General features: G+C 59.7%; 18 protein-coding genes. 14 read left to right on the plus strand and 4 right to left on the minus strand.

All coding sequences use genetic code 11. The features are described 5' to 3' along the window. Positions 1-561, plus strand: a complete 561-nt coding sequence (locus tag ACA079_RS14345; protein WP_497704025.1) for an NADPH-dependent FMN reductase — start codon at positions 1-3, stop codon at positions 559-561. A gap of 125 nt (positions 562-686) precedes the next feature. On the opposite strand, the gene ACA079_RS14350 is transcribed toward ACA079_RS14345, so the two are convergent. Beyond that, complete coding sequence (locus tag ACA079_RS14350) at positions 687-1,340, minus strand: TetR/AcrR family transcriptional regulator (protein WP_497704026.1); 654 nt, start codon at positions 1,338-1,340, stop codon at positions 687-689. Between the two features lie 55 nt (positions 1,341-1,395). Between ACA079_RS14350 and ACA079_RS14355 the strand changes: the two genes are divergently transcribed. After that, positions 1,396-2,499 carry a DUF2855 family protein gene (locus ACA079_RS14355; RefSeq protein WP_497704027.1) on the plus strand — a complete coding sequence of 368 codons (1,104 nt, stop codon included), beginning with the start codon at positions 1,396-1,398 and terminating at the stop codon, positions 2,497-2,499. Positions 2,500-2,755: 256 nt separating this feature from the next. Continuing rightward, positions 2,756-4,039: an arsenic transporter gene (locus ACA079_RS14360; RefSeq protein WP_497704028.1), complete on the plus strand. Its 1,284-nt coding sequence runs from the start codon at positions 2,756-2,758 to the stop codon at positions 4,037-4,039. Positions 4,040-4,168: 129 nt separating this feature from the next. Here the strand turns inward: ACA079_RS14360 and ACA079_RS14365 are convergent, their stop codons facing one another. Further along, the gene (locus ACA079_RS14365; RefSeq protein WP_497704029.1) at positions 4,169-5,119 is read right to left on the minus strand and encodes a DUF1853 family protein; all 951 of its coding nucleotides are present in this window, start codon (positions 5,117-5,119) and stop codon (positions 4,169-4,171) included. 116 nt (positions 5,120-5,235) lie between these two features. On the opposite strand from ACA079_RS14365, the gene ACA079_RS14370 reads away from it, so the two are divergent. From ACA079_RS14370 to ACA079_RS14405, 8 genes are all read left to right on the plus strand, one after another. Beyond that, positions 5,236-6,126: an NAD(+) kinase gene (locus ACA079_RS14370; protein ID WP_007906781.1), complete on the plus strand. Its 891-nt coding sequence runs from the start codon at positions 5,236-5,238 to the stop codon at positions 6,124-6,126. Continuing rightward, positions 6,123-7,097 (plus strand): metallophosphoesterase, encoded by a 975-nt coding sequence (locus ACA079_RS14375; protein WP_497704325.1) that lies wholly within the window; start codon positions 6,123-6,125, stop codon positions 7,095-7,097. The genes ACA079_RS14370 and ACA079_RS14375 overlap by 4 nt, the downstream gene beginning before the upstream one ends. Further along, positions 7,094-7,969, plus strand: a complete 876-nt coding sequence (locus ACA079_RS14380; protein ID WP_497704030.1) for a rhomboid family intramembrane serine protease — start codon at positions 7,094-7,096, stop codon at positions 7,967-7,969. Before ACA079_RS14375 ends, ACA079_RS14380 begins: the two co-directional genes overlap by 4 nt. A gap of 29 nt (positions 7,970-7,998) precedes the next feature. Then, positions 7,999-8,259: a YeaC family protein gene (locus ACA079_RS14385; RefSeq protein ID WP_497704031.1), complete on the plus strand. Its 261-nt coding sequence runs from the start codon at positions 7,999-8,001 to the stop codon at positions 8,257-8,259. After that, complete coding sequence (locus tag ACA079_RS14390; protein ID WP_497704032.1) at positions 8,256-9,086, plus strand: DUF2797 domain-containing protein; 831 nt, start codon at positions 8,256-8,258, stop codon at positions 9,084-9,086. Before ACA079_RS14385 ends, ACA079_RS14390 begins: the two co-directional genes overlap by 4 nt. 10 nt (positions 9,087-9,096) lie before the next feature. Then, a complete protein-coding gene (gene pepN, locus ACA079_RS14395; protein WP_497704033.1) occupies positions 9,097-11,754 on the plus strand; it encodes an aminopeptidase N in 2,658 nt (885 codons plus the stop codon). Between the two features lie 983 nt (positions 11,755-12,737). Then, entirely contained in the window at positions 12,738-13,811 is a 1,074-nt protein-coding gene (locus tag ACA079_RS14400; RefSeq protein ID WP_497704034.1) for a WD40/YVTN/BNR-like repeat-containing protein, read from the plus strand. Positions 13,812-13,839: 28 nt separating this feature from the next. Then, entirely contained in the window at positions 13,840-16,224 is a 2,385-nt protein-coding gene (locus ACA079_RS14405; RefSeq protein ID WP_497704035.1) for an efflux RND transporter permease subunit, read from the plus strand. Positions 16,225-16,392: 168 nt separating this feature from the next. Here the strand turns inward: ACA079_RS14405 and ACA079_RS14410 are convergent, their stop codons facing one another. After that, the gene (locus ACA079_RS14410; RefSeq protein ID WP_046049561.1) at positions 16,393-17,112 is read right to left on the minus strand and encodes a FadR/GntR family transcriptional regulator; all 720 of its coding nucleotides are present in this window, start codon (positions 17,110-17,112) and stop codon (positions 16,393-16,395) included. 186 nt (positions 17,113-17,298) lie between these two features. Further along, positions 17,299-19,035, minus strand: coding sequence for an IlvD/Edd family dehydratase (locus tag ACA079_RS14415; protein ID WP_008157040.1), 1,737 nt, complete (start codon positions 19,033-19,035; stop codon positions 17,299-17,301). Positions 19,036-19,228: 193 nt separating this feature from the next. Here ACA079_RS14415 and ACA079_RS14420 point away from each other — a divergent pair, with 193 nt between their 5' ends. From ACA079_RS14420 to ACA079_RS14430, 3 genes are read left to right on the plus strand one after another with little or no spacing between them, the layout of a single operon-like run. After that, complete coding sequence (locus tag ACA079_RS14420) at positions 19,229-20,551, plus strand: MFS transporter (protein WP_497704036.1); 1,323 nt, start codon at positions 19,229-19,231, stop codon at positions 20,549-20,551. 21 nt (positions 20,552-20,572) lie between these two features. Next, entirely contained in the window at positions 20,573-21,565 is a 993-nt protein-coding gene (gene araD1 / locus ACA079_RS14425) for an AraD1 family protein (protein ID WP_497704037.1), read from the plus strand. A 10-nt stretch (positions 21,566-21,575) separates the two neighbouring features. Then, the gene (locus ACA079_RS14430; RefSeq protein WP_497704038.1) at positions 21,576-23,156 is read left to right on the plus strand and encodes an aldehyde dehydrogenase (NADP(+)); all 1,581 of its coding nucleotides are present in this window, start codon (positions 21,576-21,578) and stop codon (positions 23,154-23,156) included. The last annotated feature ends 100 nt before the right edge of the window (positions 23,157-23,256 follow it).

The raw sequence follows: 23,256 nt of genomic DNA on the forward strand, positions 1-23,256 counted from the left end.
ATGAGCAACGTCTATAAGATCGCTGTACTGGTCGGCAGCTTGAGAAAGGAATCGATCAATCGCAAGGTGGCGCTGGCCCTGGCCGAGCTGGCGCCTGCCAATCTCAAACTGGTTATCGTCGAAATCGGCGATCTGCCGCTCTACAACGAGGACATCGATGGTGCTTCACCGCCGGCAGCCTACAGCACTTTCCGGCAACAAGTGAGCTCATCCGACGCGGTGCTGTTCGTCACCCCCGAATACAACCGTTCGGTGCCTGCGCCGATGAAGAACGCGATCGATGTGGGTTCGCGTCCCTATGGCAAGAGTGCCTGGAGCGGCAAGCCCGGAGCGGTGATCAGTGCTTCGCCGGGCGCTATCGGTGGTTTTGGCGCCAACCATCACCTGCGCCAGTCCATGGTGTTTCTGGATGTGCCGTGCATGCAGCAACCGGAAGCCTATCTGAGCGGCGCCGGTTCAGCGTTCGACGAGGCAGGTAACCTGTCCGAGTCGCTCAAGCCGTTTTTGCAAAAATTCATCAATGCTTATGGTCTTTGGGTCGAACAACACAAGAAAGCGTGATGCCAAATGCCGGTGGTCAAGGTACGTACCCTGTGGGAGCGAGCTTGCTCGCGATAGCGGTTTTACATTCAACAATGACGTTGACTGACATGGCCTCATCGCGAGCAAGCTCGCTCCCACATGGATTACCTGGCCAGTCGGCTACAGATCATTGCTTCCATTTCCGTTAGCCATGCGGCGGTTTGCGCCGCCGCAGGTTGTGCGGTGACGCAATAACGGCGACCGCCCCAAGCCGTGATCAGCCAGGAATCAATGGTTTGTTCTGAAGGGCATACGGGCAAATCGGTACAGGCTGCGAAGGCTTCGCGCCACTTCTGCGACAGCTCCTGGAACACTCGCCGATGGTGTTTGGGTTCGGCGATCCGGTGTTCGAGGGTCATCAGTTCATAGTCGAACAACGGTTGCCTGGACTCGATCGGGTCACAGGTCAGGCGTATCAGGCGGTTGATCCGGGTCTGCCAGTCCAGATCCGTGGGCTGTACGACCTGTTCATCCACCTGTTGCAACAGGTGCTCTAGGCAATGTCGGACGTAACCTGACAGCAAGGCTTCCTTGCTCGGGAAGTAGTCGTACAGCGTGCCAATGGCGACGCCTGCTTCCAGGGCCACCGCGCGCGTGGTCAAACCCGACCAGCCATCGCGCCGCCAAATCCGAACAAACGCTTCGTAAATCGCCTCTACGGTGAAAATCGCCCGGGCCTGACTCGGCCGTTTCAGCGGCTTTGCGCGGGGATTGAGGGTGGGCGCGATGCCCTTGGTGTTTCCGAACCCGCTCTTCATCGGCTGCCACTACTCTGGTGCTACCCGCCATTCACTCGCAGCAGGAGTCTGAAAGATGCAAAGTCCGAGCACGGTAACACGGCTGATCACCCGCAAAAACGCCCTCGACCAAAGCCGAATCGAGCAGGAACAACGTAGCCTGATCCCGGCTGCCGGAGAGGTGATTTTCAAGATCGACCGGTGCGCGTTGACCACTAACAACATTACCTACGCCGCTTATGGCGATTCGATGAACTACTGGGAATTCTTTCCTACAGGGTTGGCGGAATGGGGTCACATCCCAGCGTGGGGTTTTGCCGATGTCGTGGCGTCTGACGTGGCCGGTATCAAAGTCGGGGAGCGCTTCTATGGGTATTTTCCGATTGCCAGCCATCTGTGGATGCGCCCGGAACGGGTCACCGAGCGTGGTTTCTATGACGCCGCCGAGCATCGGCAGGCACTGACGTCGGCTTACAACCAATACACCCGTTGCAGCTGGGATTCATACTACAGCCCTGAAACCGAGAACCTGCAGATTTTGCTCAAACCGCTGTTCCTGACGTCGTCGATGCTCGCGGACTTCCTCCAGGACAACCAGTTCTTCGGCGCAACGCGACTGGTGTTCTCCAGTGCTTCAAGCAAAACCGCCTATGGCACGGCGGTCTGCCTGGAAAATCATCCTGACCTGGAGCGGGTGGCGCTGACCTCGACCGGCAACAAGGCCTTTGTCGAAACGCTGGGCTGTTACGAGCGCACGGTGTCCTATTCGGAACTGGCAAGCCTGGCCAATGACCGCCCTACGTTGTATGTGGATTTTTCCGGCGACCTGGATTTACGTGATCAGGTCCACCAGCATTTTGCCGGGCAGTTGGTTTACAGCTGCTTCGCCGGTTCTGCGCAAAGCACCGATGAGGCTCGATTGACGGCCATCGAGGGGCCGCAACCGGTGTTCTTTTTTGCGCCGATCCAGATCCGCAAGCGCAATGCCGAGTGGGGGGCGGAAGGAGTCAGCCAGCATATTGGTGAGGGTTTGCAACGTTTCTACCGGCAGTTGACTGCGGCTGATAAACCGTTGCTGGAAGTGGTCGAGGACAAAGGCTATGAAGCCGCGCAGAGCGTGATTTCCCGCTTGTTTCATGGCCAGATCGCACCGATCGAGGGCCATGTCATTCGATTGTGAAGCCACACCTGTAGCAGCTGCCGAGCCCGCGAGGCTGCGTTCGGCGACGCAGTCGTCGTGAAATCAGGCACCCCAGTGTCCCAGGAATACCGCGTTCGCAGGGTTTACGACGACTGCGTCGCCGAACGCAGCCTCGCAGGCTCGGCAGCTGCTACATCGACCCCGGTGCGTTTAGGGGGAGGGGGGCAAGTTTGGCTTTACTCTGCTCGTGCGTTGCGGCTGAATCGCGGTTTGTTTTTCGACAAGGCTGCACTGCATGCTGATCGCATCGTTGATTTTTCTGCTGACCATCACCTTGGTGATCTGGCAGCCAAAAGGCCTTGGCGTCGGCTGGAGCGCGGTATTCGGCGCGGTGCTTGCGTTGGTTTTCGGGGTCGTCCACCTGAGTGATATCCCGCTGGTGTGGCAGATTATCTGGAACGCCACCGGTACCTTTGTCGCGCTGATTGTCATCAGTCTGTTGCTGGACGAGGCGGGGTTTTTCGCCTGGGCTGCGTTGCATGTGGCCCGTTGGGGGCGGGGTAGCGGACGCAAGCTGTTTGCTTACATGGTGCTGCTCGGTGCGTTGGTGTCGGCGTTGTTCGCCAACGACGGGGCAGCGCTGATTCTCACACCCATCGTGATTTCCATGCTGCTGGCGTTGCGCTTTTCCCCGGCGGCGACCCTGGCGTTCGTCATGGGCGCCGGTTTCATCGCTGACACGGCGAGTCTGCCGCTGGTGGTGTCGAACCTGGTGAATATTGTTTCGGCGGACTTCTTCCACATCACGTTCAACCGTTATGCGGCAGTCATGATTCCGGTCAACTTCGTCAGCGTCGCCGCCACGCTGGCGATGCTGATGTGGTTCTTCCGTCGTGACATCCCCAAGGATTACGACCCCGAGCAACTGGCGCATCCGGCCACGGCGATCCATGACAAGGCCACGTTTTATGCCGGTTGGGCCGTGTTGGTGATTCTGCTGCTCGGCTGCTTCGCGCTGGAGCCTCTGGGGATTCCGATCAGTGCCATCTCTGCGGTGTGCGCGGCGTTGCTGCTGGCCATCGCCGCCCGTGGTCACAAGATTTCCACGCGCAAAGTCATCAAAGAAGCGCCGTGGCATATCGTGATTTTCTCGCTGGGCATGTACCTGGTGGTCTATGGCCTGCGCAACGCGGGGCTCACGGGCTATCTGGCCGGGTGGCTGGATGGTTTTGCCGGTTACGGCGTGTGGGGCGCGGCGATGGGCACTGGCGTGCTGACGGCGCTGCTGTCGTCGATGATGAACAATCTGCCGACGGTGCTGATCGGTTTGCTGTCGATCGATGCCAGCCAGGCGACCGGGGTGGTGAAGGAGGCGATGATCTACGCCAACGTCATCGGCAGCGACCTGGGGCCGAAGATTACGCCGATCGGCAGCCTGGCGACGCTGCTGTGGTTGCATGTGCTGGAGCGCAAGAGCATTCGGATCGGCTGGGGGTATTACTTCAAGGTCGGGATTGTGCTGACGGTGCCGGTGTTGTTGGTGACGTTGGCGGCGCTGGCATTGCGGTTGACCGTTTAAATCGAGTTGGCCTCATCGCGGGCAAGCCATGCTCCTACAAGATCGGTGTCGATCACGAATTTTGTGAACGACAAAAATCCTGTAGGAGCAAGGCTTGCCCGCGATGGGGCCAGTTCAATCACCAACAAACTAGCCACTGCCAGGAACGTTAGGCCAAAGATCCGCCACCAGAAACAGCCGTTCGGCTTCTTCCCAATCGCCCTGGGCGTTTTCTGTGAGTCGCACCAGCAACTGCGCCGGGGCCAGTGGCTCCAGATCACTGAGCCAGGCATTCAGCTGTTCAGTGCTCCAGGTCTGCTCCACCGGATAGTGCGCCGGCGCCAGCCAGGCATGGCGGGGCAGGGGTTGCCAGCGACCGAACGGGCGCTGCACGACAAAGTCTGCCCAATCCTTCTGGTGCAGCCAGCTACCGCGTAAATGCTGGGGATGTGCGCCATTCGGTGGCTCGGCCGGGCCCGGCCACGGATACAGCAAATAGCCGCCCAACCACAAATGTGCACTGAACTGCTGGATATCCAACGCCGCCAATACTTCACGGCTCTCCGGGCGCGCCGAAATCGGTAATTGATGCTCAGTCAGATGGGCCAGTTTGCGGTCCAGCCGATCATGGCAGCCGGGGCCCAGCCACTGCGCCGTGTCGTGTCCGTCGCCGTTTTGCGGGCCTAAGTAAAGTTTGATCGCCAGTTCCAGATGATGCACGCCGTCACGATCGCGCAGCAGCATGTCCAGCTCGCCCAACGTGTGGCCTTCGCGGCGGATCGGCATGTTGGCGGCAATCAGGTCGATACCCGGCGCGTGCCGCACGGCGTATTGCCAGAGGCGTTCGTAGTACAAGCCCAATCGCCGGGTTCTGGCCTGCGCCAGCCAGTGCAGCAAGTCATAACTGTCGTGATCGAGTTGCCGCAGCCACCGTTCCAGCCGCTCCGGTGCTTGTACCCAGTCACTGCCGGTCAGCGGATGACGCTGCGGCCACGTCGTGACGCCCAGCATCGGCGGCGCGAGGATGACCCAGGCCAGGTCGCGCACTTCGGGGTGGCGCAACTGGTGGGGTAACTGCAGCAAATCGGGAAATAGGATCATCTTGCGAGCATAGCCTCAATCGTGAGTACACCGTTGTGGCTGAAAGGATTTTGTCTATCCCGCGCTTTCGACCATAATCGTGTTTTTCGCCGCCGCTGCCCTTCATTAGGAGCCCCATGGAGCAATTTCGTAATATCGGCATCATCGGTCGCCTGGGCAGTTCTCAGGTGCTGGATACCGTTCGCCGACTGAAACGGTTTCTGCTCGATCGTCACCTGCACGTGATCCTCGAAGACACCATCGCCGAAGTGCTGCCGGGTCATGGCCTGCAAACCTCGTCGCGCAAGATGCTCGGCGAAGTATGTGACATGGTGATTGTGGTCGGTGGTGATGGCAGCCTGTTGGGCGCCGCGCGGGCACTGGCCCGGCACAATATTCCGGTGCTCGGCATCAACCGTGGCAGCCTGGGCTTCCTGACCGATATTCGCCCTGATGAGCTGGAAGTCAAAGTCGCCGAAGTGCTCGACGGCCACTATCTGGTGGAAAACCGCTTCCTGCTGCAAGCCGAAGTCCGCCGCCACGCCGAGGCCATTGGTCAGGGCGATGCGCTGAACGATGTGGTGCTGCACCCCGGCAAATCGACGCGGATGATCGAGTTCGAGTTGTACATCGACGGCCAGTTCGTCTGCAGCCAGAAGGCCGACGGCCTGATCGTCGCCACGCCCACCGGTTCGACCGCCTACGCGCTGTCGGCGGGCGGGCCGATCATGCATCCCAAACTCGACGCTATTGTGATTGTGCCGATGTACCCCCATACCTTGTCGGGCAGGCCGATTGTGGTCGATGGCAACAGTGAGCTGAAAATCGTCGTGTCCAAAGATATGCAGATTTACCCGCAAGTCTCCTGTGACGGGCAGAACCATTTCACCTGCGCACCGGGTGACACCATCACCATCAGCAAGAAAGCCCAGAAGCTGCGGCTGATTCACCCGCTCGACCACAACTACTATGAAGTATGCCGGACCAAACTCGGCTGGGGCAGCAAGTTGGGTGGTGGAGGCGACTGATGCTCGATCCCGCGCGAAGCTACGACCTGATCGGTGACGTGCACGGTTGCGCTCTGACCCTTGAGCACTTGCTCGACCGGCTCGGTTACCAAAAACACGGTGGTGTCTGGCGGCATCCGTCGCGCATGGCGGTGTTCGTCGGCGACATCATCGACCGCGGCCCGCGGATTCGCGAAGCGCTGCACATCGTTCACGACATGGTCGAAGCCGGCCAGGCGCTGTGCATCATGGGTAACCATGAATTCAACGCTCTCGGCTGGAGCACGCCGGCGCCTCCGGGCAGCGGCAAGCAGTTCGTGCGTGAACACACCCCGCGCCATGCCCGTTTGCTGAACGAAACCCTGACCCAATTCGAAGACCATCCGGCTGACTGGCATGACTTCCTGCAATGGTTCTATGAGATGCCATTGTTCGTCGATGCCGGGCGTTTCCGGGTGGTGCATGCTTGCTGGGACGCGGGGCTGATCGAGCCGCTGCGAGCCTTGTTCCCCAACGGGTGCGTCGATGAGCACTTCCTCCAGGCCTCCGCGGTGCCGGGCAGTTTTGCCTGCACCGTGTTCGACCGCCTGCTGCGCGGCACTGACATGCGCTTGCCTCATGGTCTGACAATGACCAGCGGCGATGGCCTGACGCGTTCGTTCTTCCGCACCAAGTTCTGGGAAGACGACCCGCAAACCTACGGAGACATTGTGTTCCAGCCCGACGCCTTGCCCGAACCCGTGGCCCGGACGCCGCTGTCGTCCACTGAAAAAAACACCTTGCTGCGCTATGGCGTCGATGAACCTTTGTTGTTCGTCGGCCATTACTGGCGCAGCGGCAAACCGGCGCCGATCCGGCCGAACCTGGCCTGTCTGGATTACAGCGCGGTGCTTTACGGCAAATTGGTTGCCTACCGTCTGGACCAGGAAACCCGTCTCGACCCGCATAAATTTGTCTGGGTCGATGTCGAGCGGCCGGAGGTGCTGCGATGAGTGCCGTTGCTGTTTTACGGCTGCCGCTGGCGGTGGACTTGAGCGGGTTCGTCAAACTGTTACAGCGCATGCAGGTGCCGCATCGGGTCAGCGAAGAGGCAGGCGAGCAGGTGCTGTGGGTGCCGGCCAACATCAGCGAAGACGTGCGCACGTTGTACGAACGCTTCCCGGCCGGTGATCCTGATCAACAGCTGGACATTCCGGTGGCGCAAACCATAAAGCGCCCAGGTTTCGTCGAGCAACTGCGCCACGCCAAGGCGACAGCGTTCGTGTTACTGCTGAGCCTGCTTGTCGGCGCGGTGACGCTGCTGGGCGAAAACCTCGACACGATGCGCTGGCTGACCTTCCTCGATTTCCGCATTGTCGGCGAGTACATCCACTTCGTGCCATTGGCTGACAGCCTGGCGGCGGGGCAGTGGTGGCGTCTGGTGACGCCGATGCTGATCCACTTCGGCATTCTGCACCTGGCCATGAACGGCATGTGGTACTGGGAACTGGGGCGACGCATCGAGTCGCGCCAAGGCAGTATCAACCTGATTGGTCTGACGTTGCTGTTCGGCCTGGTGTCCAACTACGCCCAGTATTATTTCAGTGGACCGACCCTGTTTGGCGGGTTGTCCGGCGTGCTCTACGGCCTGCTCGGGCATTGCTGGATTTTCCAGATATTGTCGCCTAACCGTGCTTATCGCCTGCCGCGCGGCGTGCTGGTGATGATGCTGGTGTGGCTATTGCTTTGCCTGTCCGGGCTGGTCTCGATGATCGGCTTCGGTGAAATTGCCAATGCGGCCCACGTCGGCGGGTTGCTCGTCGGATGCTTGACTGGTTTGTTGGGTGGTTTGTACAACCGCCGTAAACTGGCCGCCATAAATTAGTTATGTGAATAAAGAGCGCGGAGCCCTTGATGTCCTCTTTTAACGAAATGATCAACAACATCACCCCCGATATCTACCAGAGCCTGAAACTGGCGGTGGAAATCGGTAAATGGTCCGACGGTGGCAAACTCACCGCCGAACAACGCGAACTGTCGCTGCAAGCGATGATCGCCTGGGAAATCCAGAACCTGCCCGAAGACCAGCGCACCGGTTACATGGGCGTGCAGGAGTGCGGCTCCAAGTTGATCGAAGTGCCGAATATCCTGTTCAAATCGGATGCCGTCCATTGATCGAGATTGGCCGCGGTGCAATCAGCAAAATGTCGGCGCGCCTTGACGGGCCGAACGTGCAGTACGCGTTTCGTCTGGACGACGTCGAGGTGCCGGTCAATCCATTGATCGGGACCACGGTGCGCCTGGAATACCTGGGGGCGATTCACTGCACCCATTGTGGACGCAAGACCAAAACCAGTTTCAGTCAGGGTTACTGCTACCCGTGCATGACCAAACTGGCCCAGTGCGACATCTGCATCATGAGCCCGGAGCGTTGCCACTATGACGCTGGCACCTGCCGTGAGCCGGAGTGGGGCGAGAAGTTCTGCATGACGGATCACATTGTGTATCTGTCCAATTCCTCGGGGGTGAAGGTCGGGATTACCCGCGCCACCCAGCTGCCGACCCGCTGGATCGATCAGGGCGCCCGCCAGGCCTTGCCGATCATGCGTGTCTCGACCCGTCAGCAGTCGGGCTTCGTCGAAGACCTGTTCCGCAGTCAGGTGGCAGACAAGACCAACTGGCGTGCTTTACTCAAGGGCGATGCGGTGTCGGTCGACTTGGCGCAGGTTCGTGATCAGCTGTTCGACAGCTGCGCCGAAGGTTTGCAAGTTTTGCAGGAACGATTCGGCCTACAGGCGATCCAGACTATTGCCGATGTCGAACCGCTCGAAATCCGATATCCGATCGAGCAATACCCGGCGAAGATTGTCAGCTTCAACCTGGACAAGAACCCGATTGCCGAAGGCACGCTGCTAGGGATCAAAGGGCAATACCTGATCTTCGACACTGGCGTGATCAATATTCGTAAATACACGGCCTACCAGCTCGCCGTGCATCAGTAAGGACTCCAGCATGCGCACCGAACAACCGAAGATGATCTACCTGAAGGACTATCAGGCGCCCGAGTACCTGATCGACGAGACGCACCTGACCTTCGAGTTGTTCGAGGACCACAGCCTGGTCCATGCGCAACTGGTGATGCGCCGCAATCCTGAACGTGGCCCGGGCCTGCCGCCGCTGGTGCTGGATGGCCAGCAGCTTGAGTTGCTGTCGGTGACCCTGGCTGACCGTGAGTTGGCCGAAGCGGACTACCAACTGACCGAGAATCACCTGACCCTGCACCCGACCAGCACCACCTTCACGGTCGACACCAGCGTCAAGATCCACCCGGAAACCAACACTGCGCTGGAAGGCCTGTACAAGTCCGGCACGATGTTCTGCACCCAGTGCGAGGCCGAAGGCTTCCGCAAGATCACCTATTACCTCGACCGTCCGGACGTGATGAGCACGTTCACCACCACGGTGGTTGCCGAGCAGCACAGCTATCCGGTGTTGCTGTCCAACGGCAACCCGATTGCCAGCGGTCCGGGCGAAGACGGCCGGCACTGGGCGACCTGGGAAGATCCGTTCAAGAAACCGGCCTACCTGTTCGCGCTGGTGGCCGGTGATTTGTGGTGCGTCGAAGACACCTTCACCACCATGACCGATCGCGCTGTGGCGCTGCGCATTTATGTCGAGCCGGAAAACATCGACAAGTGCCAGCACGCCATGAACAGCCTGAAGAAGTCCATGCGCTGGGACGAAGAGGTCTACGGTCGCGAGTACGATCTGGACATCTTCATGATCGTCGCGGTCAACGACTTCAACATGGGCGCGATGGAGAACAAGGGCCTCAACATCTTCAATTCCAGCGCCGTGCTGGCCCGCGCCGAAACCGCCACCGACGCCGCGCACCAGCGGGTTGAGGCGATCGTTGCCCACGAGTACTTCCACAACTGGTCGGGCAACCGCGTGACCTGCCGCGACTGGTTCCAGTTGTCGCTGAAGGAAGGCTTCACCGTGTTCCGTGATTCGGGCTTCTCCGCTGACATGAACTCGGCCACGGTCAAGCGCATCCAGGACGTGGCGTACCTGCGCACCCACCAGTTCGCCGAAGATGCGGGTCCCATGGCTCACGCCGTGCGCCCGGACAGCTTCATCGAGATTTCCAACTTCTACACCCTGACCGTGTACGAAAAGGGTTCGGAAGTGGTCGGCATGATCCACACCTTGCTCGGCGCCGAAGGCTTCCGCAAAGGCAGCGACCTGTACTTCGAACGCCATGACGGCCAGGCCGTGACCTGCGACGACTTCATCAAGGCCATGGAAGACGCCAACGGTGTCGACCTGACCCAGTTCAAACGCTGGTACAGCCAGGCCGGCACACCGCGTTTGGCGGTCAGCGAGTCCTACGACGCGGCGGCGAAAACCTACAGCCTGACGTTCCGTCAAAGTTGCCCGGCAACTCCGGACAAGGTTGAGAAGTTGCCGTTCGTGATCCCGGTCGAGTTGGGCTTGCTGGACTCCAAAGGTGCGGCCATTGCGTTGCGTCTTTCCGGTGAAACCAGCGCTCAGGGCACCTCACGGGTCATTTCGGTGACCGAAGCCGAGCAGACGTTCACCTTCATCGACATCGCGGAACAGCCATTGCCTTCGTTGCTGCGTGGCTTCTCGGCGCCGGTGAAACTGAGCTTCCCGTACAACCGCGATCAGCTGATGTTCCTGATGCAGCACGACAGCGACGGCTTCAACCGCTGGGATGCGGGTCAGCAATTGTCGGTTCAGGTGCTGCAAGAGCTGATTGCTCAACAGCAAAAGGGCGAGAAACTGGTGCTGGATCAGCGCCTGATTTCTGCCTTGCGCACCGTGCTGTCGGACGAGACGCTGGATCAGGCGATGGTCGCGGAAATGCTTTCGCTGCCGGGCGAGGCGTATCTGACCGAAATCAGCGAAGTGGCTGATGTTGATGCCATTCACATCGCTCGCGAGTTTGCTCGCAAGCAATTGGCAGAAGGTTTGTTCGAAGCGTTGTGGCTGCGTTATCAGGCCAATCGCGACCTGTCGAAGAAAACCCCGTATGTAGCCGAGGCCGAGCACTTCGCTCGTCGCGCATTGCAGAACATTGCGCTGTCGTACCTGATGCTCATCGGCAAACCGGAAGTGTTGGCGGCGACGCTTGAGCAGTTCGAGACCAGCGACAACATGACTGAGCGTCTGACGGCGTTGGCGGTGCTGGTGAATTCGCCGTTCGAAGAAGAGAAGGCCACGGCGTTGGCGAGTTTTGCCGAGCACTTCAAGGATAATCCGTTGGTCATGGATCAGTGGTTCAGTGTTCAGGCGGGCAGTGTGTTGCCTGGTGGTCTGGAGCGGGTCAAGGCGTTGATGCAGCATCCGGCGTTCAATATCAAGAACCCGAACAAGGTGCGGGCGCTGGTCGGTGCGTTTGCCGGGCAGAATCTGATCAACTTCCATGCGGCTGACGGGTCCGGGTATCGGTTCCTGGCGGATCTGGTGATTGAGTTGAACGGGTTTAATCCGCAGATCGCTTCCCGGCAGCTGGCGCCGCTGACTCGCTGGCGCAAGTATGACGATGCGCGTCAGGCGTTGATGAAAGGTGAGCTGGAGCGGATACGTGCTTCGGGTCAACTGTCTAGTGATGTGTTTGAGGTGGTCAGCAAAAGCCTGGCTTGATTTTGGCCTTAGTTCTGCAGGAGTGAATATCCATTCCTGCGGTAACGGCTGCTTAGGGTTTCGCCCTTACGGCGACTCACTTTTTTTTCAAACGCCAAAAATAAGTAAGCAAAAAAAGGCTCGCCCCGAGCGTCCGGCCCCTCGCTTAGGCTCGGCGTTCCTTCGTTCCGGTATCCATCTGGGGGCATCGCCTCCGGTTGGCTTCGCTTCAACCTCCTCTCGATGTGTTCGACTTCGTCGAACGGCGCTACGCGCCTACCCCCCAGATGAACACCTCCACTCAGCCTCCCGAAGGGGCGGGCAAAGCAAGATCAAAATCAAAAGCTGCAGGCGAGCTAACGCTCGGCCTGTTGAGTGGTGAAGGGCGGATGTACACCCATCCCCTGTAGGAGCTGTCGAGTGAAACGAGGCTGCGATCTTTTGATCTGGCTGTGGCTGTGGCTTTAGATGTTGATCCTGCTTTTGATCTTTCGCCCCTTCGGCAGGCCGAGTGTAGGTGTTCATCAGGGGGTTAGGCGCGCAGCGCCGTGCGGCGAAGCCGCACACATCGAGAGGAGGTCGTCGCGAAGCAGACCGTAGGCGATGCCCCCTGATGGACACCGTAGCGAGGGAACGCGGAGCTTTAGCGAGGCGCCGTACGCCGGGGCGAAGCCTTTTGGTTACTTTTCGGCGTCTGGAAAAGTGACTCGCTGTAAGAGCGAAACCATAATCAGCCGTTACCGCAGCAACGGATATGTACACGCATAGAAATCATCCATCCGAATGCCCCATCATTCAGCATCCACCCATACCCCCCAGGTTAACAAAACATAACGTGGCGTCGATTGTCAGACCTTTCCAAACCCCGATAGGATAAGCCAGCTTCCGAAGGGGCTCTAGATTGCGTATTTCAGGACTATGCTCCAGAAAAGGCATTCGCAAAGAGCACCCTTATGGCGCCCAGAAAGGTTGAACGACCTAACAATAATAATGGGGGAAGGTCTATGAGTGAGCCTGTCATGGGTGTGGGTATCTGCCGCCCGCCGGCACTACGCAAATTCGCGTTGCTGGCTACAGCGCTCTCGCTGTTGGGCTGTGCCGTGTTGTCGGCACCTGCGCTGGCCGCTGCTGCGCCAGCATCCGACATTGTTTATTCCGTTGAATCTGCCAAAGCCAGCAAGAGCCTGATGCTCGACGTCGTGCACGCCGGCAAGCGTCTGGTGGCGGTCGGGGATCGCGGGCACATTCTGTATTCTGATGACCAGGGCGCGACCTGGACCCAAGCCAAGGTGCCGACGCGGCAACTGCTGACGTCGGTGTATTTCGTCGACGACAAACACGGTTGGGCCGTCGGCCATGACGCGCAGATCCTCGCAAGCGAGGACGGCGGCGTCACCTGGACCAAGCAATTCGAAGATCTGAAACGCGAATCGCCGCTGCTCGACGTCTGGTTCCAGGACGTCAACAGCGGCTTTGCCGTGGGTGCTTACGGCGCGTTGCTGGCCACCACCGACGGCGGAAAAAACTGGGAAGACGTCAGCGATCGCCTGGACAATGAAGACCAGTACCACCTCAACGCCATCGCCGCGGTCAAGGATTCCGGGCTGTTCATCGTCGGCGAGCAGGGCAGCATGTTCCGCTCCGCCGACTGGGGCCAGACCTGGGAGAAGCTTGAAGGTCCCTATGAGGGCTCACTGTTCGGCGTGATCGGCACCGCTCAAGCCAATACGCTGCTGGCCTACGGGTTGCGGGGCAATCTGTTTCGCTCCACCGATTTTGGTACGACCTGGGAGCCGATTGAGCTCAAGGCCGCTCGCGGTGCGCTGGAATTCGGTCTTTCCGGCGCGACGCTGCTCGACGACGGTTCCATTGTGATCGTCGGCAACGGTGGTTCGGTGATCCGCAGCAACGACAACGGCGAAACCTTCAGCGTGTTCAACCGTCCGGATCGAATTTCCGTTTCGGCCGTCACCGCAGCGGGCAACGGCAATCTGATTCTGGCAGGACAGGGTGGCGTTCGCGTCACTTCGCCAACCGGCGCCGGCGCAGAGAATGGAAAAAATGGGTCGTCCAAATGAGCCGGGCAAATAATAAGAAGGCGGGTCTATGACATCCTTGAGCACTCATCATCATGACAAGGCGACGTTTCTCGAACGCCTGATTTTCAACAACCGCCCGGCAGTGATCGTGATCTGCCTGCTGGTCAGTATTTTCCTGTTCTGGCAAGCGACGCTGATCCGGCCGTCCACCAGTTTCGAAAAAATGATCCCGCTCGAGCATCCGTTCATTCAAAAGATGATGGAGCATCGCAACGATCTGGCGAACCTGGGCAACACGGTGCGCATCTCGGTGGAAGCCACTGATGGCGACATCTTCTCCAAGGAGTACATGGAGACTCTGCGGCAGATCAACGACGAGGTGTTCTACATCTCCGGTGTTGATCGTTCCGGCCTCAAGTCGCTGTGGAGCCCGAGCGTACGCTGGACCGAAGTGACAGAGGAGGGCTTCGCCGGTGGTGAAGTGATTCCGCAGAGCTACAACGGTTCCCAGCAAAGCCTCGACCTGTTGCGCAACAACGTGCTCAAGTCCGGTCAGGTCGGGCGTCTGGTGGCCAACGACTTCAAGTCGAGCATTGTCGATATCCCGCTGCTGGAGTCCTACCCGGACCCGCAGGACCAAGGCAAATTGCTGGCGCTGGACTATCGCAAGTTCTCTCACGAGCTCGAAGACAAGATCCGCAACAAGTTCGAAGCCCAGAACCCCAACGTACAGATCCACATCGTCGGTTTCGCCAAGAAAGTCGGCGACCTGATCGATGGACTGGTCATGGTGGTGATGTTCTTCGGCGTCGCCTTCATCATCACGTTGATCCTGCTCTACTGGTTCACCAACTGCATGCGCAGCACCGTGGCGGTGTTGAGTACAACGCTGGTGGCGGTGGTCTGGCAGCTCGGCTTGATGCACTTCTTTGGTTTCGGGCTCGATCCCTACTCGATGCTGGTGCCGTTCCTGATCTTCGCCATTGGTATTTCCCACGGCGTGCAGAAGATCAACGGTATTGCCTTGCAGTCCAGCGAGGCAGACAACGCCTTGACTGCGGCGCGGCGCACGTTCCGTCAGCTGTTCCTGCCGGGGATGATTGCGATCCTCGCGGATGCGGTGGGTTTCATCACGCTGCTGATCATCGATATCGGCGTGATTCGTGAACTGGCCATCGGCGCGTCCATCGGTGTGGCGGTGATCGTGTTCACCAACCTGATCCTGCTGCCGGTGGCGATTTCCTACGTCGGTATCAGCAAACGCGCGGTCGAACGCAGCAAGAAAGACGCGCACCGCGAACACCCGTTCTGGCGACTGCTGTCGAACTTTGCCAGCCCGAAAGTTGCACCGGTGTCGATTGTTTTGGCCCTGTTGGCTTTCAGCGGTGGCCTCTGGTACAGCCAGAACCTGAAAATCGGTGATCTTGACCAAGGTGCTCCAGAGCTGCGTCCGGACTCACGCTACAACAAGGACAACAACTTCATCATCAGCAACTACTCCACCAGTTCCGACGTGTTGGTGGTGATGGTCAAGACCAAGTCCGAAGGCTGCTCGCGCTACGAAGCCATGGCGCCGATCGACGAGCTGATGTGGAAGATGCAGAACACCGAGGGCGTGCAGTCGGCGATCTCGCTGGTGACCGTGTCCAAGCAGATGATCAAGGGCATGAACGAGGGCAACCTGAAATGGGAAACCCTGTCGCGTAACCCGGACGTGCTGAACAACTCGATCGCCCGGGCTGACGGCCTGTACAACAACAGTTGCTCCCTGGCGCCGGTGCTGGTGTTCCTCAACGACCACAAGGCCGCAACCCTGGATCGCGCGGTGCATGCGGTGCAGGACTTCGCCAAGGAGAACAACAAGGAAGGCTTGGAATTCATCCTCGCCGCCGGTAACGCCGGGATCGAGGCCGCCACCAACGAGGTGATCAAGGAATCCGAGCTGACCATCCTGATCCTGGTGTACATCTGCGTGGCGACCATGTGCATGATCACCTTCCGTTCCTGGGCGGCGACGCTGTGCATCGTGCTGCCGCTAGTACTGACTTCGGCACTCGGCAACGCTCTGATGGCCTTCATGGGCATCGGTGTGAAAGTCGCAACCCTACCGGTTGTGGCGCTCGGGGTGGGGATTGGCGTGGATTACGGCATCTACATCTACAGCCGTCTGGAAAGCTTCCTGCGCGCTGGCCTGCCACTGCAAGAGGCGTACTACCAGACGCTGAAGTCCACCGGTAAAGCCGTGCTGTTCACCGGCCTGTGCCTGGCGATCGGCGTGTGCACCTGGATCTTCTCGGCCATCAAGTTCCAGGCCGACATGGGTCTGATGCTGACCTTCATGCTGCTCTGGAACATGTTTGGCGCACTGTGGCTGCTGCCAGCGCTGGCACGGTTCCTGATCAAGCCGGAGAAACTGGCGGGGCAGAAGGGCAATTCGTTGTTTGCTCACTGATCCCAGGCTGAAATAGAAAAGCCGCAACCATGGTTGCGGCTTTTTTATTTGAAGATCAAAAGATCGCAGGCTTCGCCAGCTCCTACAGGGAATGCGTGCACCGTTGAATTGCGGGTGGGATCGGCCAATGTAGGAGCTGGCGAAGCCTGCGATCTTTTGACTTTGCTTTTATGACAGGTCGGTACCCAGCACGGCGTTCAACGCACTACGCGCATCATCCAACTGAACCAACGTCGCATGCCGCGCTCCGAGCGCATCACGATTCTCGATCGCCGTCAGAATCGCCTTGTGCCGTGGCAATGCCAGTTCGTGCAGATTCGGCCGCTGGTTGGAATGCTTCAAGGCTTCGGCAATCGCCACCGACAGCATGTTGCACAGGTTGGCCAGCAAGTCGTTATGGGTCGCGTCGGCAATCCGGCTATGGAAATCCAGGTCCGGTTGCAAGAGCGCTTCGGGGGTCGGTGCGGCTTCCATGCGTTGGTAGGCTTCACCGATGGAGGCGATGTCAGCGTCCGTGGCGAACTGCGCGGCGAGGGCGGCCGCTGCGGGTTCGATGATGCTGCGCACGCTGGTCAGCAAATCGAAGAACTCATTTTGCGGGCTGCTTTGCATCAGCCAGTGCAGCACATCCGGATCGAGCATGTGCCATTCCTTGCGCTGCTTGACCACCGTGCCCACTCGCGGACGGGAATACACCAGGCCCTTGGCGACCAAAACCCGGGTGGCTTCGCGCAGGACTGGACGGCTGACCGCGTACTCCTCGCACAACAGGGCTTCGGCGGGCAGTTTGTCACACGGCTTGAAGCGTCCTGAAACGATCTGCATGCCCAATTCCTGGACGATGCGCGAGTGCATGCTTTTGCGGTCGGAGGGTTTGCGGTAATCCATGGGGAACGGCGCGATCCTGGGCGATGGGGTGCTGCGCATGATAACAGGCGCGAGCGCAATCTTGAGGCAGGCGTAGACCAAATGTGGGAGCGAGCTTGCTCGCGATGACGGAGTGTCAGTCAACCTATATGTTGAATGTTAGACCGCTATCGCGAGCAAGCTCGCTCCCACAGGGGATTTGTGATGTCAGTGAGAGTGGCGCGGTACTTCAGAGCCGCGGCAGCCGACCAGGAAGTCGAAATCGCAACCCTGATCCGCCTGCAGCACATGGTCGATGTACAACTGGCGATAACCGCCCACGATCAGTTGCTGCGGTGGTTGCAGATCGGCCATGCGCGCCGCCAGTTCGGCGTCGGGAATGTCCAGGTGCAGACGGCCGTTGGCGCAGTCGAGTTCGATCCAGTCACCTTCCTTCACGGTCGCCAAAGGTCCGCCGGCGGCCGCTTCCGGTGCCACGTGCAGAACGACGGTGCCGTACGCCGTGCCGCTCATGCGCGCATCGGAAATGCGCACCATGTCCGTCACGCCCTGAGCCAGCAACTTGGCCGGCAAGCCCATGTTGCCGACTTCCGCCATGCCCGGATAACCCTTCGGACCGCAGTTCTTCATCACCAGAATCGAGTTGGCATCCACCTCCAGCTCCGGATCGTTGATCCGCGCTTTGTACATGTCGAAGTTTTCGAACACCACCGCACGCCCGCGGTGTTGCATCAGTTCGGCGCTGGCGGCTGAAGGCTTGAGCACCGCACCGAGTGGAGCGAGGTTGCCGCGCAACACACAGATGCCGCCGTCGGCGCGGATCGGGTTGTCGAGGGTGCGGATCACTTCGTCCTGGCCGTAGATCGGTGCGTCCTTGGTGTTCTCGCCGAGGGTCTTGCCGTTGACGGTCAGGGCATTCGGATGCGGAATCAGGTTGGCTTCACCCAGACGACGCAGCACCGCTGGCAGGCCACCGGCGTAGTAGAACTCTTCCATCAGGAAACGCCCGGACGGTTGCAGGTCGACGATGGTCGGCATGCCGCGGCCGATGCGGGTCCAGTCATCCAGATCCAGCTCGACACCGATGCGTCCGGCAATGGCTTTCAAATGGATCACGGCGTTGGTCGAACCACCGATCGCGGCGTTCACCCGAATGGCGTTTTCGAAGGCTTCTTTGGTGAGGATTTTCGACAGTTTCAAATCTTCGCGAACCATCTCCACCGCGCGCATGCCGGACATGTGCGCCAGCACATAACGACGTGCATCGACCGCTGGAATCGCCGCGTTGTGGGGCAGGGAAGTGCCCAGTGCTTCAGCCATGCAGGCCATGGTCGACGCGGTGCCCATGGTGTTGCACGTGCCGGCCGAGCGGGACATGCCGCCCTCGGCCGCAAGGAAATCGTCAATGGTGATGGTGCCCGCTTTCACTTGTTCGCTGAGCTGCCAGACAACGGTCCCCGAACCAATGTCCTGGCCCTTGTGCTTGCCGTTGAGCATCGGCCCGCCGGTGACGACGATCGCCGGCACGTCGCAACTGGCCGCGCCCATCAACAACGCCGGGGTGGTTTTGTCGCAGCCGGTCAGCAGCACAACACCGTCAATCGGGTTGCCGCGAATCGCTTCTTCGACGTCCATGCTCGCCAGGTTGCGGGTGAGCATGGCGGTCGGACGCAGGTTCGACTCGCCGTTGGAGAACACCGGGAATTCCACGGGAAAGCCCCCGGCCTCGATCACCCCACGTTTGACGTGCTCCGCAATCTGGCGGAAATGCGCGTTGCACGGGGTCAGTTCCGACCAGGTGTTGCAGATGCCGATGATCGGCTTGCCGTGGAACTGGTGGTCGGCGATGCCCTGATTCTTCATCCAGCTGCGGTACATGAAGCCGTTCTTGTCGGCAGTGCCAAACCATTGGGCGGAGCGCAGGGTGGGTTTCTTATCAGACATGATCGGTTCTCTTATTGTATGACTATATAGTTCGAGCTGAGGCGTAACATAAGCGCAAATTCGGCAGTTTGGAAGTGTTGTTGCGTAAATAGTATTACTATATAGTCCGTTTCAACGGAGGGATTGCCCTGGCGGTTTTCCGCGAGAGGCGTCCCCCGAGGTTCTATAACAACAACAATCGGAGACCGATCTCATGAGCCAGGAACTGCGGCTTATTCGTCGCATCACGCTGAAACTGATTCCCTTTCTGATCCTGCTGTACCTGATCGCCTATGTGGATCGCTCCGCCGTAGGCTTCGCCAAGTTGCACATGGGCGCCGACCTCGGCATCGGTGACGCGGCTTACGGCTTGGGTGCCGGGCTGTTTTTCATCGGCTATTTCCTGCTGGAAATCCCCAGCAACCTGATGCTCGAACGCTTTGGCGCGCGGCGCTGGTTCGCGCGGATCATGGTCACCTGGGGCGCCATCACCATCGGCATGGCCTTCGTCCAGGGGCCGCACAGTTTCTATGTGATGCGCTTTCTGCTCGGCGCGGCGGAAGCCGGGTTCTTCCCGGGCGTTCTCTACTACATCACCCAGTGGTTTCCGGTGCGCCATCGCGGCAAGATCCTCGGGTTGTTCATCCTTTCCCAACCCATTGCCATGTTGATCACCGGCCCGGTGTCCGGCGGTCTGCTCGGCATGGATGGCGTTCTCGGCCTGCATGGCTGGCAGTGGCTGTTCATCGTCATTGGCACCCCGGCGATCCTGTTGACCTGGCCAGTGCTGCGTTGGCTGCCGGACGGTCCGAAACAGGTGAAGTGGATGGACCAGGCCGAAAAGGACTGGCTGAACGGCGAACTGAAAAAGGATCTTGAGGAATACGGCCAGACCCGCCACGGCAATCCGTTGCACGCCCTCAAGGACAAACGTGTGTTGCTGCTGGCGCTGTTCTATCTGCCGGTGACCCTGAGCATCTACGGCCTGGGCTTGTGGCTGCCGACCCTGATCAAGCAGTTCGGTGGCACGGATCTGGTGACCGGTTTCGTGTCGTCGGTGCCGTACATCTTCGGGATCATCGGTTTGCTGATCATTCCGCGCAGTTCCGACCGCTTGAATGATCGCTACGGCCACCTGGCGGTGCTTTACGTGTTGGGTGCGATTGGTCTGTTCCTCAGCGCCTGGCTGACGGTGCCGGTGCTGCAACTGGCGGCGTTGTGCCTGGTGGCCTTCGCGCTGTTTTCCTGCACCGCGGTGTTCTGGACCTTGCCGGGCCGCTTCTTTGCCGGCGCGAGTGCGGCGGCCGGGATCGCCCTGATCAATTCGGTGGGCAACCTCGGCGGCTATATCGGTCCGTTCGTGATCGGCGCGCTGAAGGAATACACCGGCAACCTGGCTTCGGGTCTGTATTTCCTTTCGGGTGTGATGGTGTTCGGTCTGGTGTTGACCGGTGTGGTTTATCGCCTGCTGGAACGCAAGCACGTACTGCCGGCCGACCAGTTCGCTGCCAGCGCCCGTGGCGCTACCCGCACTTAATCTGCAAACAGGAGAAGGTTCATGCGTTTAGTTCAGTTCGAATTGAGTAACGGCGAGCGCCGCGTTGGCGTCGTCGATGACGGTCTGGTGCGCGAAGTGCAGGACGCGCGCACCGTTCGCGACCTGGCGTTGGCGGCGATCGAGGCCGGCGTCAATCTTGAGCAGCAGGTGAAAACCCTGGGCCTGGGCATCAGCCATGACTATGCAGAGCTGTTGGCCGCGTTGCGCATCCTGCCGCCACTGGATCACCCGGACCCGGCGCACATGCTGGTCAGCGGTACGGGCCTGACCCATCTGGGCAGCGCGTCGGCGCGGGACAAGATGCATCAGCAAGTCGGCGACGAAGCGGCGATGACCGACACCATGCGCATCTTCAAATGGGGCGTGGAGGGCGGTAAACCGGTAGCGGGGCAGGCCGGTGTACAACCGGAATGGTTTTACAAGGGCGACGGCAGCATCGTCGTCCGTCCGGGCGAACCGTTTCCGTTGCCACCGTTTGCTGAAGACGCGGGGGAGGAGCCGGAGCTCAGCGGCCTCTACGTCATCGGCCATGACAGCAAACCGTATCGACTCGGTTTTGCCGTGGGCAACGAGTTCTCCGATCACGTGATGGAGCGCAAAAATTACCTGTACCTGGCGCACTCCAAACTGCGCAGTTGCAGTTATGGCCCGGAACTTCGAGTCGGAGAACTGCCTCAACATCTGGCAGGCACCAGCCGCATCCTGCGTGACGGTGAAGTGCTGTGGCAGAACGAGTTTCTCAGTGGTGAGGCCAACATGTGCCACAGCCTGGAAAACCTCGAGTACCACCATTTCAAATACAGCCAGTTCCTCCGTCCGGGCGATGTGCACATTCACTTCTTCGGCACCGCGACCCTGTCCTTTGCCGACGGCATTCGCACCCAGTCGGGTGACGTGTTCGAGATCAGTCAGGCCGAGTTCGGTGCACCGTTGATCAACGGGATTGCACCGGTTGAAGCGGCGTTCGAGCCCGGCACCGTTGGCACCCTTTAAGGAGACAGGCATGACCCAGATTCTTGGTCACAACTACATCGGCGGTCAGCGCAGCGCTGCCGGCGAAATCATCGTCAAAAGCGTTGATGCCAACACGGGCGAAAACCTGCCTTACAGTTTCCTCCAGGCCACCCTTGAAGAAGTCGATGCCGCCGCCAAGGCTGCCGCCGCGGCTTACCCGACCTATCGCAGCCTGAGCGCCGAACGCCGAGCGCAATTTCTCGATGCCATTGCCGATGAACTGGACGCGTTGGGCGATGACTTTGTAGCGCTGGTCTGCCGCGAAACCGCGCTGCCGGCGGCACGGATTCAAGGCGAGCGCGGTCGCACCAGCGGGCAGATGCGTCTGTTCGCCAAAGTGCTGCGTCGCGGTGATTTCTACGGTGCGCGGATCGATCGGGCATTGCCGGATCGCCAACCGCTGCCACGTCCGGATTTACGTCAGTACAGCATCGGCCTTGGACCAGTCGCGGTGTTTGGTGCGAGCAACTTTCCGTTGGCATTCTCCACGGCGGGCGGTGACACCGCGTCGGCGTTGGCTGCCGGTTGCCCGGTGGTGTTCAAGGCTCACAGCGGTCACATGGCCACAGCCGAACTCGTGGCCGACGCGATCATCCGCGCCGCTGAGAAAACCGGCATGCCGGCCGGCGTGTTCAACATGATCTATGGCGGTGGGGTTGGTGAAGCATTGGTCAAGCATCCGGCGATTCAGGCGGTAGGCTTTACCGGTTCGTTGAAGGGCGGTCGTGCGTTGTGCGACATGGCCGCTGCACGTGCGCAGCCCATTCCGGTGTTCGCCGAGATGTCGAGCATCAACCCGGTGATCGTGTTGCCGCAGGCGCTGCAAGTTCGCGCCGAATCGGTCGCCCGTGACCTGACCGCTTCCGTGGTTCAGGGCTGCGGTCAGTTCTGCACCAATCCCGGTTTGGTGATTGGTATTCGTTCGCCACAGTTCAGCGCGTTTGTGCAACAGGTGGTGGGCCTGATCGGCGATCAACCGGCGCAAACCATGCTCAATGCCGGGACCTTGAGCAGCTATGGCAAAGGCTTGCAAAAACTCCTCGCTCATCCGGGCATCGAGCACCTGGCCGGCAGTCCGCAACAAGGCAATCAGGCGCAACCGCAACTGTTCAAGGCCGATGTCAGCCTGTTGATCAAGGGCGATGAAGTGCTGCAGGAAGAAGTGTTCGGCCCGACCACGGTGTTTGTCGAAGTGGCAGATCAGGCGCAACTCAGCGCCGCATTGAACGGCCTGCACGGACAGCTGACGGCGACAATCATTGGTGAACCCTCAGACTTCGAGCAGTTCGCTGAGCTGACGCCGTTGCTGGAACAGAAGGTTGGAAGGATCCTGCTCAACGGTTATCCGACTGGTGTGGAAGTCTGCGATTCAATGGTCCACGGCGGTCCGTACCCGGCAACTTCCGATGCCCGTGGCACGTCGGTGGGCACCTTGGCCATCGACCGTTTCCTGCGCCCGGTGTGCTTCCAGAACTACCCTGACAGCTTGCTGCCGGATGCCTTGAAGAATGGCAATCCGCTGCGTATTCAGCGGTTGGTGGATGGCCAGCCGTCCCGAGACGCCCTCTAACAGCAAACCGCAATCCCCTGTGGGAGCGAGCTTGCTCGCGATGGCGGTGTGTCATTCAACATTGATGTGATTGACAGGGACTCATCGCGAGCAAGCTCGC

The organism is Pseudomonas sp. LBUM1645 (genome assembly GCF_059716185.1).

Coding starts and splice junctions, on each gene's coding strand:
- pepN (WP_497704033.1), top strand. CDS start 9,097: ATGCGCACCGAACAACCGAAGATGATCTACCTGAAGGACTATCAGGCG.
- ACA079_RS14405 (WP_497704035.1), top strand. CDS start 13,840: ATGACATCCTTGAGCACTCATCATCATGACAAGGCGACGTTTCTCGAA.
- ACA079_RS14360 (WP_497704028.1), top strand. CDS start 2,756: ATGCTGATCGCATCGTTGATTTTTCTGCTGACCATCACCTTGGTGATC.
- ACA079_RS14380 (WP_497704030.1), top strand. CDS start 7,094: ATGAGTGCCGTTGCTGTTTTACGGCTGCCGCTGGCGGTGGACTTGAGC.
- ACA079_RS14365 (WP_497704029.1), bottom strand. CDS start 5,119: ATGATCCTATTTCCCGATTTGCTGCAGTTACCCCACCAGTTGCGCCAC.
- araD1 (WP_497704037.1), top strand. CDS start 20,573: ATGCGTTTAGTTCAGTTCGAATTGAGTAACGGCGAGCGCCGCGTTGGC.
- ACA079_RS14430 (WP_497704038.1), top strand. CDS start 21,576: ATGACCCAGATTCTTGGTCACAACTACATCGGCGGTCAGCGCAGCGCT.
- ACA079_RS14420 (WP_497704036.1), top strand. CDS start 19,229: ATGAGCCAGGAACTGCGGCTTATTCGTCGCATCACGCTGAAACTGATT.
- ACA079_RS14350 (WP_497704026.1), bottom strand. CDS start 1,340: ATGAAGAGCGGGTTCGGAAACACCAAGGGCATCGCGCCCACCCTCAAT.
- ACA079_RS14385 (WP_497704031.1), top strand. CDS start 7,999: ATGTCCTCTTTTAACGAAATGATCAACAACATCACCCCCGATATCTAC.
- ACA079_RS14355 (WP_497704027.1), top strand. CDS start 1,396: ATGCAAAGTCCGAGCACGGTAACACGGCTGATCACCCGCAAAAACGCC.
- ACA079_RS14345 (WP_497704025.1), top strand. CDS start 1: ATGAGCAACGTCTATAAGATCGCTGTACTGGTCGGCAGCTTGAGAAAG.
- ACA079_RS14410 (WP_046049561.1), bottom strand. CDS start 17,112: ATGGATTACCGCAAACCCTCCGACCGCAAAAGCATGCACTCGCGCATC.
- ACA079_RS14370 (WP_007906781.1), top strand. CDS start 5,236: ATGGAGCAATTTCGTAATATCGGCATCATCGGTCGCCTGGGCAGTTCT.
- ACA079_RS14400 (WP_497704034.1), top strand. CDS start 12,738: ATGAGTGAGCCTGTCATGGGTGTGGGTATCTGCCGCCCGCCGGCACTA.
- ACA079_RS14415 (WP_008157040.1), bottom strand. CDS start 19,035: ATGTCTGATAAGAAACCCACCCTGCGCTCCGCCCAATGGTTTGGCACT.